Genomic DNA, 13920 nt, shown 5'->3' on the forward strand with positions numbered 1-13920 from the left:
TAACGAATTGGGTGGGACAAGCAGGGGATAATGAACCAAGCTAAACAATAATAATTAAGTGAGTAGACTCTTTATGGCTCAGAGCATTCAATTGGCAAATCACATTGAGATCACTGTGAATAACAACGACTTCCAAGTTGAAGTTGAGGGTAATCAATTACATTTTTCTTTTGCTGGGCTTCACAATAAAACGTTTACCGACCGTGAAGTGTTGTTCGAGATGTCGTTTTTGTACGAGCACGAGGCCAACGTGATTGGCGATGGCTTCCAAATGCTGGCGCAAACAGCGGGAACGGTTAGCCATCCCGTTGATATTGGTCGCTGTCCAGACAACAACCCTTCTTATCGAATCTATCCCAAAGATGCCCCTAAACGTTACTACAACTATTTAGTGGTGGAAGGCTCGGCTGGCTATACCTTGTTTGGCTTCACATCATGTCATCGCTTTGCGGGCTATTTTGATGTTGTACTGCGTGATGGACACTGGGTTTTATCTGCCGCGATTGATGGTGAGTTTACTCAAGTGGCGGATTGGGAAAGTAATCAACTTGAATCCGTGGCGGTACTCTGCGGCCAATCTCTGTCTGAGCTTTATCAAATCTATGGAGAGATGATTGCAGAGCATCATCCTGTTCGCCAAGGTGTGACACAAGATGCGCCTGTCGGTTGGTGTTCGTGGTATGCCTACTACGCAGACGTGACAGAGCAAAACATCATGCAGAACGTTGATTGCATGCAAGATAAGCTTGAAGACCTAGAGTGGGTACTTCTGGATGATGGCTATCAAGCCTTTATGGGCGATTGGTTAATCCCATCGGATAAGTTTTCTGGTGGTGTGAAAGAGCTCATTCATAGTATCCGTGCAAAAGGCAAAAAGCCGGCGATTTGGATGGCACCCTTTATTGCTCAACCTGAGTCGGAGATCTTCAAACAACACCCAGAGTGGTTTGTTCGTCACAAAGATGGAAGCTTACTTAAAGCAGAAGATGTCACATACGGTGGTTGGCGCTGCACGCCTTGGTACATACTCGATACCTCAAACCCAGAAGTGCAAGACCATCTGACGAATGTAGTCTCTGTCATGAGACAAGAGTGGGGCGTTGAATTGTTCAAGCTAGACGCGAACTATTGGGGCACCTTGAAAGGTGTGCGTAAACAATCTGGTATTACAGGCGTTGAGGCGTATCGCTTAGGAATGGAAGCGATTGCTAAAGGCGCTGGTGATGCGTGGCTTTTAGGTTGCAACGCGCCAATGTGGCCATCTCTAGGGCTTGTGGATGCAATGCGTGTTTCTGATGACGTAGAACGCCATAGTCGTCGTTTCGAGCAGATAGCCAAAGAAACCTTTTATCGTAGTTGGCAGCATCGAAAACTGTGGCAAATTGATCCGGATTGCGCGACATTCACGTCATTAGCTAATCAAGCCGCATCCAGAGAAGAGTATGAATTTCATCGCACGGTGTTATTGGCGTGTGGTGGTTTGCTGCTGTCTGGCGATCCGCTCCCTGAGATTACGCCATTTGCAAAGAAGACATTGGCTAAGCTCATGCTACGTCAACAACGTAACCAAGAGTCAGCAAAGTTCACGGCTTTGAGTTTAAATCATGCGTTTTTAAAACTAACGACGAAGAATGACCTTCACTGCTTGTTTAACTATGCCAGCTACGGGGCGATGGAATTTACGCTGACGTCTGATCAACCGATGGATTGGTATGATTACTGGACAGGAGAAAAGCTAAACCAAGAACCTTGTCAGTTATTAATGGTTAGCGTTGATAAAGGGTTAAATGCGAAAGCGATCGTCACGGCATAACGTGAACCAAATCGTTCGATTATAAAAACAAGAAAGGAGCCTACTGTGGCTCCTTTTTCGTTTTGACGTCCTGAGCGTTAGAACTCGAATAAAAAGTAATACCCGTATCCAACGATAAAAGCAGGAATGGATGAATAAATAGTCGCGACCAAAGCGGCTTTCGGTGCCATAGCAATGGCGGGGAATAGGGCGTCACCATCATTGGAAATCGCATTTGCCAGCTGCGCCGAAAGTGGGGCTGCACCAGAGATGTAAAGGCTGGTGACTAAAATTTGCGGACCACAACCAGGTAGCATACCAATGGCTAAGCCAGCTAATGGCATCCATATCCCCCAATGAGAAAAGGTTTCTACGAGATTGATTCCAGAAAAATAGGTCGTCAGTTCAAACGCCAGAAACGCCACGATCACCCAAGCACTGACGAAATTCGTATCTTGGGCTGCTTTTTGAATCGGGTGTGAGTCCACGATTTTTTCATCTTCAGAGACCGTTGACTGATAATCGCCGAGCTCTTTTGTCATCGCCCACAACGACATTGTGATCACCGCGAAGATAGCGCCCAGCCATTCAATGGTATTGGCCTGCAAAGACAACAGCTGATTAATATCGATTTGGAAAGACATTAACACAGCAACGACACTAGCAGGCACAATAAGCCATTTCCAAAATGCGCCTTGTAGATTGATTGCACGTTGTTCAAGAGGCGTGTGTCGGTCTGTCTGGTGTTGGCAACAAGCATGTGTCTGAAGTGCTTCTTTTGGCTCTGGGCGCAGAAAGTTATCAGCATGAAAAGCATTAACGACCAGCCCTGAAAGAGTACCCACGATTATGCCTAATCCAACCACGCCTAATCCAACACTTGGTTTGGCGGCAAGAAGTAAAAAGGCAGCGTCACCCATTGTTGAAGTAAGTACCGCGACAATCGCACCAAATCCCACTCGGCCACTAATAAATTGCGTTGTCACAACAATAGCGCCACCACAGCCAGGCAAAGCACCCAATAAAGAAGCAAAGAAAACCTGATGATTACGCGAGCGATGGTATAGCTCAGTAATTCGATTGGTTTTCGACATAAAGTTTGAAAGATAATGATAAATAGCCAATGTGGCAGCAACATAGCATGACACCGCCCAGAATGAGTCGGATAACGTCTGTACGGCAACGTCACGTGTATTTTCATTGCCTAGCAAAATGAGCATGACGATAGGGATCAGCAATCGCTTATAAGCTAAACGAAACTGAGTAGGCTGAAACAACTGTTGTGCAGAGTGTAAAAATTGGGTCGCGTTCATCGTTTACTCAAATGCAAATAGGAATAATTATCATTATATGTAAATGAGATTTATTCGCAATAGCATTGTGAACTTTTCTTCGTGTCAAACTCTCTTAAATCAGGTAAAGTATCGGCCTTTGTGAGCAAACACGCCCTAATTAACTGTATTAGGCGGCGTATAAAATTGACTTGAATAGGAAGAAACATGATTCTAGTTGTAGGTCATAAGAACCCAGACAGTGACAGTATTTGTAGTGCACTCGTTGCAACTGAACTTCTAAAAGCGCGTGGCGTTGAAGCTATGCCAATTCGCCAAGGCGAAATCAACCGTGAAACTCAGCACATCCTAGAAGTTGCTGGCGCTGAAGTTCCTGAGCTTCGCACATCAGTTGCGGGTGAGACCGTTTGGCTAGTAGATTACTCAGATCTAGCACAAGCACCAGACGATATCGCAGAAGCTGAAATTGCGGGTATTGTTGACCACCACCGCCTAGGTGACGTGATGACAGTAAACCCAATGGAAGCATGGATCTGGCCTGTTGGTTGTACCAACACTGTTCTATTCAACATGTTCAAGATTGAAGGTCACGCGATTACTCCACAAATCGCTAAGCTAATGATGTCAGCAATTCTATCTGACACAGTAGGCTTCGCTTCTCCAACTTGTACACAAAAAGACAAAGATGCCGTTGCTGAGCTAGCGGTAATCGCAGACGTACAAGATGTTGACGCATTCACTAAAGATCTTCTAATTGCTAAGACAAACATCGAAGGTCTATCTGCGGCTGAGCTTGTTGAGAAAGATCTTAAAGGTTACCCATTCAACGGTCGTGACGTAGTAGTAGGTCAGGTTGAGCTTGCAACACTAGAGCAAGTTGACGGTATGATCGAAGCACTAGAAGCGGATCTAGAAGCGCGTTGCGAAAAAGATAACCTTGCATTTGCTGCTGTAATGCTAACAGACATCACGACTGCTCAAACTCGTCTTCTATACAAAGGTGAGTGGGCTGAGAAGCTTGTTAAGCACGAAAAAAACGGCATGCTAATGATGGAAAACACGCTAAGCCGTAAGAAGCAAGGTTGGCCTTGGCTTCAAACTGAGCTAGCTTAATTTTCTAGCATATACTTTAAATGCCCGCCTAGCTGCGGGCATTTTTCTATGGGAAATAGGAGACGAATATGTCTGAGCAACTGACCCAAGAGCAGATGGATACCATCAATCGTTACAACGAAGAGCAACGTTTAAAGTACTGCGTAAAAGAGATTGTGGCGAATCGTAAAGTTTGGATTCTGAAAGATGAACATGGCTGTGTCATGTTAAATACAGAAGATGATGATTGTGTACCAGTATGGCCAAACGAAGAGTTTGCTTTGCAATGGGCGAATGGTGATTGGGAAGATTGCGAGCCAGAAGCGATCTCTCTAAACAAGTGGCACAGTCGTTGGACCTCTGGTCTAGAGGATGACGAGCTATCGATTGTTGTATTCCCAAATCAAAATGAAGAAGGGGTGGTATTGTTTCCTGACGAGTTTGATTTTGAACTGCGCAAACAAGCGAGCCGCCGTTAGTTTTTTGATTAGTACCCATACAATAAAGAAGCCTGCTTTAACGCAGGCTTCTTTACATTTGCACGATGACATCTTTGATAGGCTATTTTGTTTGGTGGCTTGGCGCCTTATAGAAGTGGCTTTCGACTAGGCGTTGAGTGATCGGATGTTCTGGGCTAGTGAGTACCTGGTTAGTTTCGCCAAACTCGACCACTTCACCTTCATGCATCACCATCACTTTGTCAGTGATGTGCTTAACAATGCCAATGTGTTGAGATACATACACAAATGACAATCCCATCTCTTCTTGCAACTCGAGGAATAAGTTAATGATCTGTGAGCGCATTGCCATATCCAAACCGTTTAACGCCTCGTCAGCGACAATGATGGAAGGTTGAAGAATAAGCGCACGAGCTAAACACACGCGCTGTTTTTGACCTGCTGCTAGCATTTGTGGATAAAAATAGGCGTGTTCAGGCAACAATCCGACGCGGAGTAGGGTGTTCTTCACACGCTGCATGCGTGCATCTGGCGGCATGTTGGTATTTCGCTTTAACGGACCTTCCAAAATACGGCCAATCTGGATACGCGGGTTGAGCGATGTGTTTGGATCTTGGAAAATCATGCGAATGAGCTTACAGCGTGTCGCGTAATCTTTGTGCTCCAACCGTTCGCCATTCACACGGATCTCTCCGGAGCTTGGCTCTACAACGCCTGCAAGCATACGGGCAAGAGTGGATTTTCCTGAACCGTTTTGGCCAATAAAACCGATAGTTTGCCCCGGCTCTAACGTAAAGCTCACCGGTTTGACAGCCTCATTAACCTGACGTTTGAATAGTCGGGAGCGCGTAACAAACTGCTTCGATAAATTATCGACTTCAAGTAACGCACTCATGACTTTTTCTCCGTGTTCAATGGAAAGTGGCAGTTAAATTTATGATTCTTAATTCGTCTGGTGTGTGGAATTTCAACACATTGTTTCTGCGCATACGGACAACGTGGACCGAGTCGACAACCGATTGGCAGATGCTGCAATGGCGGAATCGAGCCCGGTAGGGATTGGAGTTTTTGCTTGTGTGGTACCCAATCATTAAAGTCTGGCATCGCTTTAAGCAAGGCATCTGTATACGGGTGCTTGGGTGCTGCAATGATTTTACTGGTATCGGCAGACTCTACCGACTGACCACAATACATTACCGTAATGCGGCCCGCCCATTGTGTGATGGTCGCTAAGTCGTGACCGATAAGCAGAATGGTCGTGTTATTGAGCTGGTTCATACGGCTCAATAAACGCAATATTTGCGACTGGGTAATCGGGTCCAAGTCGTTCGTTGGTTCATCTGCGATTAGCAACTTTGGTTTGGTCGCTATCGCCATGGCAATCATGACTTTTTGGCACTCACCATCAGTCAGTTCATAAGGGTAGCTACCCATTAAACGCTTGTGATCTTTAATGCCTACTTTATGCAGAAGCGCGATGGCTTGTTTTTTACGCCATTTAAATCGCTCCCACCATTTCCCTTCAAACGCGCGAGATGGGATGGACTCGATCAATTGACGTCCCACTTCTTCTGAAGGATCAAGACAGGTTGATGGCTCTTGGAAGATCATCGCAATATCACGGGCAATGACACGTCGACGCTCTTTTGGCGTAAGCTGAAGCAAGTCAATATTGCCAAGGCGCATACGGTCTGCGGTAATGCGCCAGTTATCTTTACTTACCCCAACAATCGCTTTTGCAACCAAGCTTTTCCCTGAACCAGACTCACCTACAAGACCACGAATTTCGCCTTCATTCAAAGTTAGGCTCATTCGGTCCACGGCTTTGACCAACCCTTGAGGGGTTTCAATCTCAATAGTCAAATGTCGAATATCTAACAACGGCATTATTCGATCCCCGCATTAAGCGCTTGACGTACACCTTCACCTACTAAGTTTAGGGTAATAACGGTAAACATGATGGTTAGGCCGGGTAGGGTTACGGTCCAAGGTGCAATATAAATCAACTCGACAGAGTCACCTAATATCGCTCCCCACTCAGTACTTGGGGCTTGTGCGCCTAAGCCAAGAAAACCCAGCGCAGTAATATCTAAAATCGCAGCAGAGAGCGCGAGCGTGATTTCAGCAGCAATAACCGTCAATATGTTGGGAAGAATTGAACTCCACAGTAAGTAGAAATCATTAGCGCCATCAAGGCGTGCCGCCATGATGTAGTCTTTTTCAACTTCGGTGTGGACTGCGATATAAACAGAACGAATAAAACGCGGAATCAATGCCAAGCAGATCGCGAGTAAAATGTTGAACCCACCAAAACCTAGAAATGCCACAAAAATGATTGCTAATAACAGCGAGGGAATCGACATGACAGTATCGAGCAAGTGATTGAGGGTACTTGAGAGTAAGCCTTTCGTCATGCCTGCTAATACGCCAATCAAACAACCTACGACCGCGGCAATCGCAGTGATGGCAACGGCTGCACCAAATGTAAGTTGAGAGCCCATGATCAAGCGTGACAGAATGTCTCGGCCTAAGTCATCGGTTCCCAAAAAGTAATCAACCGTTCCTGCTGGGGCCCATGATGGCGGCACAAGCAATTCGCCTGACTGTGCTTGGGCATCAAACGGCGCAAGCAGTGGCGCAAAAATGGTAATTAGGACGATAAATACCAAGCACCATAGGCCAAACATGGCTAGCCCGTTGGCGCGGTAACTTCGCCAAAATCGCTCAAACTGAGTTGGAATGCGTTCTTCCTGATAAACGTTATTTGTTAGCATACCATTCCTTTCGAACTAGAGGGTTAATCATCGCGCCAATCAAATCAGAGAGAATATTAGCGGTGAGAACCAAAGTCGCAAGTACCATCACGCCAGCTTGGATTGATGCATAATCTTGGTTTGCCAATGCATCTAACAACCAACGACCAATACCTGGCCAGTTAAAAATAGATTCAGTGATGATAGCCAAGGTAATCATACTGGAAAGCTGAACACCGACTTTGGGGATGATAGGCGGTATCGCATTACGCAGCACATGTTGAGTAACGATCTCGCGGTTAGAGAGACCTTTGATTCTCGCTGCACGAATGTAGTTTTGGCTCATCACTTCCGCCACCGAAGAGCGCATTAGTCCGACAACCTGCGTGGTTGGAGCCAAAGCGAGCACCAAACATGGCAGCACCATATGCTCAATGACGCTTTGCAGTGCGTGAGCGCGGTATTCACCTTTCGCCATGAATGCATCGATAATGGCAAATCCGGTTACATGATCAATTTCATAAAGTAGGTCATACCGTCCTGCCACGGGAAAGAGTTGGTATTCCAATGAAAAAACCATGATAAGTAGCAGAGCCACCCAAAAAATTGGAGCGGAATAACCAGACATCGACATGAATGAAATGCTGGTGTCGAGCCATTTACCTTGCTTCATCCCAGCAACGGTTCCAAGCGGAATGCCGATCAAAAGGGACACCAAAAAGGCAAAAAAGCACAGTTCCAAAGTGGCAGGGAATACGACGGCGAGCTCGTCATAAATCGCGTTGCCGTTTTTACTTATGCCAAAATCAAGCTGAGAAAGGTTGATTAAATAAGTTTGCCAACCTGACCAAAAATCAACGTTTGCCCAGTGCGAGAGGGGGTCGAGGCGAAGCAGAGAAAAGCCCACTAACGTGAGGATCATCAAAGTGATGAAAAATAGGTTAAAGCGTCGAACGGTATACCAAAACATCAGTGAACTCTCTCAACTCTATCAAACGGTTGGGCATTGAAAGGGCTTGATTTGAAGCCTGTCAGTGATTTGTCGTGAACACGGAATTGCACACCATGTGCCAGAGGAATTACCGGGAATTCTTGATTTAAAATGTTCTGCGCTTGGCGATATAGGTTCAGACGGTAACGCGGTTCTTGGGTTTCCAATGCCAAATCGAGCAAGAAATCGAAATCATCGTTACACCACATCGATACGTTGAGGCCAACGCGATCAGACTCACAAGATAATAACGGGCGGAAAAAGTTGTCAGGGTCCCCGGTATCACCAATCCAACCAGTTAAAAGTAAATCGATGTCGTTGATGTTCTCTAAATCCACACGTTCGAATCTATCATCGGTTAGCAACGTTAACTCAACCCCAATATCGGCAAAATTCGCTTGGATTAGCTCCGCGGTCTTGCGAGGACTTGGGTTAAAGGCGCGTGGTTCAAGTGGTACCCACATGGTCAGCTCTAGACCGTCTTCATAGCCAGCATCACGGAGTAGTGCTAATGCATAGTTACGGTCATAACGAATTTTTACGCTGTCCTTTTGATAGGCCCATGAATTAGGCGGTAGCAATGTATAAGCTTGCGAGCCAGTTCCGTAGTAAACCGAATCTAAAATATTCTGACGGTTAATCGCTAAGTTAAGTGCTTGGCGGACGCGAGCATCACTAAGTGCGGTCGTTTCAGTGTTGATCGCAATAAAGGATACGTTGTTGGCTGGCGTAGCAGTTAGCTCAAGATTGTCATTTTCTTGAATAACGGGTATTTGGCTTGAAATAGGCGAAGAGAGCACATCGCACTCGTTTCTTAAAAGTTTCGCCAAGGTACCAGTGCCTCGATGAGAGATATCGAACACCACTTGTTCCATTTTCGCGGGTGACTTCCAGTAGTTAGAGTGACGTTCCAAACGAATCAAGTCGTTCACTTGGTACTCTTTTAGTTGATATGGGCCGGTACCGATAGGAAGTTGGTCGATTTCTTCTTTATGATCTTTTGCTGCCAGTTGCTGTCCGTACTCCGCAGACAATATGACAGCATGGCTGGTGGCAATATTTGCCAAGAAGGAAAAATTTGGCTGAGATAAGGTAAACCTTACCGTATGCTCGTCAATCGCAGTCACGTCTTGCAGCAGGTTTTGAAAATCTAACCCTGCAAACCATGGATAAAAACCACCACCTACTTGGTGAAAAGGATGGTCTACATCAATGATTCGCTTGAAGCTAAATACCACATCCTTTGCATTCAATGGGCGAGTGGGAGTGAACCAGGACGTGGTTTGGAATTGAACATTACGTTTAAGCTTAAATGTGTATTCCGTTCCTGACTCATTCACAGACCAACTCTCAGCGATATTTGCTACTGGCTGATGTGATTTAGGATCGAGCGTGAGCAGCGTATCGTACAACTGCGGGCTCAGTGCCTCTGCGGTAATACCGCTATCAATAAGCTGAGGGTTAAACGTGGTTGGCTTACCTTGTCCGCAAAACACAAAGCCAGCTTTGCGAATGTCATTGTGGTCAATTTCATCACCACAAGCGGTCAGTAGGCTAATCCCAATAAGGCTCAGCGATAATCTTATAAAAGCATTCATAATATGAAATGTTCATTGGATCTTGCTTGTTTCATTTGATCTTACTCTTTCAGAGCTAACAAGCGAAAATGATCTCGCTAATTTATCACCTTTGTGAACTCGCTCCAAACATAAAATCCATACACTGTAAGGTGTTATGCTTGAAAGACATACAAATTAGAGCGCTGTCACTCGCTCGCTAACCGATCAAGCACCTTCGACCAAGCTAGCTTTGCCCGACTAAACCATATTTTCTAACCATCCCTCGTAATTGGTGGTAGCTCAAACCAAGTAACTCGGCTGCTTGTCGTTGATTAAACTTGGCCTCTTCTAATGCGCGATTGAGTAAGTGGATGTCTTGCTCTTCTTGCCACTGTTTATAGTCTAGAGGGAATTGAACTGCGCTGCTTGGTGCTTCCTCTTCTTGCTGCTGTTCGGCTTGCTCGGCATTATGACCAAGCGTGTTATTCCAAACTGTTTCAAAAGGATTGAAAATCAGTTCATCAATTGGATCGGCATTGAGACCATGTTGGTAAATAGCACGTTCAATCACGTTTTTTAGTTCACGGACATTACCTGGCCATTCATATTCAAGAAGCGAATGCTGTGCTTTTGAGGTAAAACCGACAAAATATTCGAGCTGAAGTTCACGGCACATCTTCATCGCGTAGTGCTCTGCTAAAGACAGGATGTCTTCTTTTCGTTCACGAAGAGGAGGCAGCATGATGACGTCAAACGCTAAACGATCGAGTAAGTCGGCACGGAAATCGCCTTGTTCCGCCAATTTTGGTAAGTCCGCATTGGTTGCACAAACAAGTCGAACATCCGCATTGAGAGCGGTATGACCGCCAACTCGTTCATATTCACCATATTCGATGACACGCAACAGCTTTTCTTGAACTAAAAGTGGTGCGGTGGCCAATTCGTCAAGAAACAAAGTGCCGCCTTCGGCGCGTTCGAAACGTCCTTTATGCTTGCCCTTAGAACCTGTAAAAGAACCGGATTCATGGCCAAATAGCTCTGAATCTATTAGTCCTTCGCTTAAGGTCGCACAGTTGAGTGATAGTAGTGGCTTATCCCAACGTCTTGATAAATAATGCAAACGCTGAGCGATGAGTTCTTTACCCGTTCCTCGTTCACCGATAATGAGGACTGGACGCTCAATAGGCGCAAGTTGTGATACTTTATCTAGTACGGCGAGAAAAGCAGGTGATTCACCAATCAGGTTTTGCTTCATAAAGTCCTTCTTATTTAACAGCCGAGCCATGATTTACATATGGAGTTGGTGAATTTCACCAACAGTTGGTGAAAAACATCATAGCATAATAGTGCATAACGACAACAAAATGCATAAACTGCTGATTTTAAATGTAATTTTAAGTTGGCATGCTACTTGTAATGTATTCAGGGAGACGCAAGGTCAATCACCACCTTGTCGAGTTTTAATAGGAAAAAAGAGGAGTTCCGTTATGGGTATTTTTTCTCGATTTGCAGATATCGTTAACTCAAACATCAGTGCATTACTGGACAAGGCGGAAGATCCTGAAAAAATGATCCGTCTTATCATTCAAGAAATGGAAGACACACTTGTTGAAGTGCGTACTAACTCGGCTAAAGCGATTGCAGACAAAAAAGAGTTGGCTCGTAAAGTTGAAACGTTAGAAGAGCAAATTGGCGAATGGAGCCAAAAAGCGAGCCTAGCGTTGGTAAAACAGCGTGAAGATTTGGCTCGTGCAGCATTAATTGAAAAGCAAAAGCTTGAGCAAGTGATTAAAGGCCTTCACACTGAGCAGACGTTAGTAGAAGAAACGATCGACAAGCTTACAGGCGAGATCGGTAAGTTAGAAAGCAAAATTGCAGAAACGCGTGCAAAACAGCAAGCACTAGCAATTCGTAACCAAACCGCCTCTAACCGTCGTGATGTGCAAAAACACCTGCACACTAGCCGTACTAATGAAGCGATGGCGAAGTTTGAGCAGTACTCGCGTAAAGTGGATGAAATGGAAGCAGAAGCAGATTTGTACGCACAAACTGGTAATGCAAAATCGCTAGAGCAAGAGTTTGCAGAGCTTCAAGCTCAAGACGAAATCGAAAAAGAGTTGGCAAAACTGAAAGAACAGATGTCATCGAAAGATAAATAACAAAGGAGCCATTTATGTCGGCATTTTTTATAGCAGGACCAGTGATTGTCTTTTTAATCTTTGTCGCTCCACTATGGCTCTTCTTACACTATCGCAGCAAACGCAAAACAGATAGTGCACTGTCGAGCCAAGATTTAGAGCGCCTTCAGGTACTATCTGAAAAAGCGGAAGCGATGCAGTCCCGAGTTGATACATTGGAGCGCATCTTGGATGCTGAGTCACCAACATGGAGACGCAAGTATGACTAATCGAGAGCTGTATCGTGACCCAGTAAATGGCAAAATCTCCGGTGTTTGCGCCGGAATCGCCAACTACTTTGGTGCAGAGGTTTGGTTGATTCGTATTGTAGTGATTTCTGCAGCGCTGTTGGGCGGTACGTTTTTGGTGTTATTAGCATACGTCGCTATGGCGTTTATGTTAGAAAAGCAACCAGTGACGTATTCTGAAAATATCCGAGCGCAACAAGAACACACACTTAAAAGTAAGCCTTGGCAGAAAGGACAAAGTCCGGACCAATTGCTCAGTGTGTTGGAACGCGATTTTGACCGCCTTGATGGCAAAATCCGTAACATGGAAGCGTATGTTACGTCTGATACATATAGGGTGAATCGGGAGTTCAGCAAGCTCTAAACACTCCGCATCCAAAGAAGATTTAAACGAAGCAGGCGCAAAGCCTGCTTTTTTGTCACAAATTACTAATTTTAAAGCACTATTAATCTTTTCAACTCTGGAAGTTCGCCCAGAATTCATCTACTTTAAAAATAATCCCTTAATTTTTTATGGATGAATGTAATGAGAAGATTGCTCATTCCTGTCGCCATCTCGGCTGTGTTGTCGGGGTGTGGTAAAGAACTTCCCCCTGTTCCAGAACCTGAATCCCGCCCCGCAAAGCTATTTACAGTATCTGTTGGCAATGCCCAATTTGAACGACACTTTCCTGCCACGACGGAAGCTGGTGATAAAGCGGTACTGACGTTTCGAGTTCCTGGACTTCTTCAAACGATTGAGGTGAATGAAGGTCAAGTCGTTAGCAAAGGCGATGTATTGGCTTCATTAAACCCTGATGAATATTCTCTGCTTGAACAGCAAGCTCGGGCAAATTTCGCGCTCGCAGACGTGCAGTACAAGCGATACCAAAAGTTACGTAAAGACCAAGTGGTGTCCGAACAAGACTTTGATGAGGCAAAAGCGAATCATAACTCAGCCAAAGCTCAGTGGAATCAAGCAAAGGCAAATTTAAGGTATACCAAACTTGTCGCGCCATATGATGGTACGATTTCGTATATTCCAGCAGAAAACCATGAGTATGTTGCCGCAAAAGAAGGCGTGATGAATATCCAATCCAACCAACTGCTTAAGGTGATATTCCAAGTCCCTGACTATCTGCTAAACCGTTACACGCAGGGTAGCGATGTCTCTGCCAGAATGGTCTTTGACGCTTTCCCCGAGCAGTCATTTGACTTGACCTTTCAAGAAATAGATACAGAAGCCGATCCTAAAACCGGTAGTTACAAAGTCACTATGGTTATGGAGCGACCATCAGAAATAGGCCTTTTACCGGGCATGTCTGGTAATGCTTACCTCCTATCTAAAAATGCTGGTGCAACAAAAATTCCTAATTCCGCGCTGCTAGAAGAGAACGGCAAAACATACGTTTGGCGTGTTGATGAGCAAGGCATTGTGTCCAAAGCCGCTATTGAGATGAATGACAAAAACCAAGTGTTAGCAGGGCTTAACGATGGCGATCAAATCATTATCTCTGGTGTTAGTGTAATTGAACCCGGAATTAAGGTAAGAGCCTGGATTAAGGAAAGAGGGTTGTAA

14 protein-coding genes are annotated in these 13920 nt (G+C 45.1%); 7 read left to right on the forward strand and 7 right to left on the reverse strand.

Annotated elements, in window-relative coordinates; all coding sequences use genetic code 11:
• The first annotated feature begins 73 nt into the window (after window positions 1–73).
• Complete coding sequence (locus ACHFJ9_RS13765; protein ID WP_395357144.1) at window positions 74–1813, forward strand: glycoside hydrolase family 36 protein; 1740 nt, start codon at window positions 74–76, stop codon at window positions 1811–1813.
• Window positions 1814–1890: 77 nt separating this feature from the next.
• Here the strand turns inward: ACHFJ9_RS13765 and ACHFJ9_RS13770 are convergent, their stop codons facing one another.
• Window positions 1891–3105: a putative manganese transporter gene (locus ACHFJ9_RS13770; RefSeq protein WP_006742849.1), complete on the reverse strand. Its 1215-nt coding sequence runs from the start codon at window positions 3103–3105 to the stop codon at window positions 1891–1893.
• 186 nt (window positions 3106–3291) lie between these two features.
• Here ACHFJ9_RS13770 and ACHFJ9_RS13775 point away from each other — a divergent pair, with 186 nt between their 5' ends.
• Together ACHFJ9_RS13775 and ACHFJ9_RS13780 are read left to right on the forward strand one after the other, a co-directional pair.
• Complete coding sequence (locus tag ACHFJ9_RS13775) at window positions 3292–4197, forward strand: manganese-dependent inorganic pyrophosphatase (RefSeq protein ID WP_145532263.1); 906 nt, start codon at window positions 3292–3294, stop codon at window positions 4195–4197.
• A 68-nt stretch (window positions 4198–4265) separates the two neighbouring features.
• Window positions 4266–4655, forward strand: coding sequence for a DUF2750 domain-containing protein (locus ACHFJ9_RS13780; RefSeq protein WP_005378129.1), 390 nt, complete (start codon window positions 4266–4268; stop codon window positions 4653–4655).
• Window positions 4656–4737: 82 nt separating this feature from the next.
• Here ACHFJ9_RS13780 and ACHFJ9_RS13785 read toward each other — a convergent pair whose 3' ends face one another.
• The 6 genes from ACHFJ9_RS13785 to pspF form a co-directional block, all read right to left on the reverse strand.
• Window positions 4738–5529, reverse strand: a complete 792-nt coding sequence (locus ACHFJ9_RS13785) for an ATP-binding cassette domain-containing protein (RefSeq protein ID WP_006742848.1) — start codon at window positions 5527–5529, stop codon at window positions 4738–4740.
• Window positions 5526–6521, reverse strand: a complete 996-nt coding sequence (locus ACHFJ9_RS13790) for an oligopeptide/dipeptide ABC transporter ATP-binding protein (RefSeq protein WP_005378126.1) — start codon at window positions 6519–6521, stop codon at window positions 5526–5528. The genes ACHFJ9_RS13785 and ACHFJ9_RS13790 overlap by 4 nt, the downstream gene beginning before the upstream one ends.
• Complete coding sequence (locus ACHFJ9_RS13795) at window positions 6521–7408, reverse strand: ABC transporter permease subunit (protein WP_005378123.1); 888 nt, start codon at window positions 7406–7408, stop codon at window positions 6521–6523. Before ACHFJ9_RS13795 ends, ACHFJ9_RS13790 begins: the two co-directional genes overlap by 1 nt.
• On the reverse strand, window positions 7395–8357 hold the full coding sequence (locus tag ACHFJ9_RS13800) for an ABC transporter permease subunit (RefSeq protein ID WP_046874787.1): 963 nt from the start codon (window positions 8355–8357) through the stop codon (window positions 7395–7397). The genes ACHFJ9_RS13795 and ACHFJ9_RS13800 overlap by 14 nt, the downstream gene beginning before the upstream one ends.
• The gene (sapA, locus tag ACHFJ9_RS13805) at window positions 8357–9976 is read right to left on the reverse strand and encodes an ABC transporter substrate-binding protein SapA (RefSeq protein ID WP_395357148.1); all 1620 of its coding nucleotides are present in this window, start codon (window positions 9974–9976) and stop codon (window positions 8357–8359) included. Before sapA ends, ACHFJ9_RS13800 begins: the two co-directional genes overlap by 1 nt.
• A 205-nt stretch (window positions 9977–10181) precedes the next feature.
• The gene (gene pspF / locus ACHFJ9_RS13810; RefSeq protein WP_046874789.1) at window positions 10182–11192 is read right to left on the reverse strand and encodes a phage shock protein operon transcriptional activator; all 1011 of its coding nucleotides are present in this window, start codon (window positions 11190–11192) and stop codon (window positions 10182–10184) included.
• Window positions 11193–11424: 232 nt separating this feature from the next.
• Here pspF and pspA point away from each other — a divergent pair, with 232 nt between their 5' ends.
• From pspA to ACHFJ9_RS13830, 4 genes are all read left to right on the forward strand, one after another.
• Window positions 11425–12096, forward strand: a complete 672-nt coding sequence (pspA, locus tag ACHFJ9_RS13815; protein WP_005393294.1) for a phage shock protein PspA — start codon at window positions 11425–11427, stop codon at window positions 12094–12096.
• 14 nt (window positions 12097–12110) lie between these two features.
• Window positions 12111–12344: an envelope stress response membrane protein PspB gene (pspB, locus tag ACHFJ9_RS13820; RefSeq protein WP_005393293.1), complete on the forward strand. Its 234-nt coding sequence runs from the start codon at window positions 12111–12113 to the stop codon at window positions 12342–12344.
• Window positions 12337–12726 carry an envelope stress response membrane protein PspC gene (gene pspC / locus ACHFJ9_RS13825; protein WP_012841944.1) on the forward strand — a complete coding sequence of 130 codons (390 nt, stop codon included), beginning with the start codon at window positions 12337–12339 and terminating at the stop codon, window positions 12724–12726. Before pspB ends, pspC begins: the two co-directional genes overlap by 8 nt.
• A gap of 162 nt (window positions 12727–12888) precedes the next feature.
• Window positions 12889–13920: an efflux RND transporter periplasmic adaptor subunit gene (locus ACHFJ9_RS13830; RefSeq protein ID WP_005393290.1), complete on the forward strand. Its 1032-nt coding sequence runs from the start codon at window positions 12889–12891 to the stop codon at window positions 13918–13920.

The sequence above is a fragment of the Vibrio sp. D3 genome (assembly GCF_043995865.1).
GTDB classification, from domain to species: Bacteria; Pseudomonadota; Gammaproteobacteria; order Enterobacterales; family Vibrionaceae; genus Vibrio; species Vibrio diabolicus.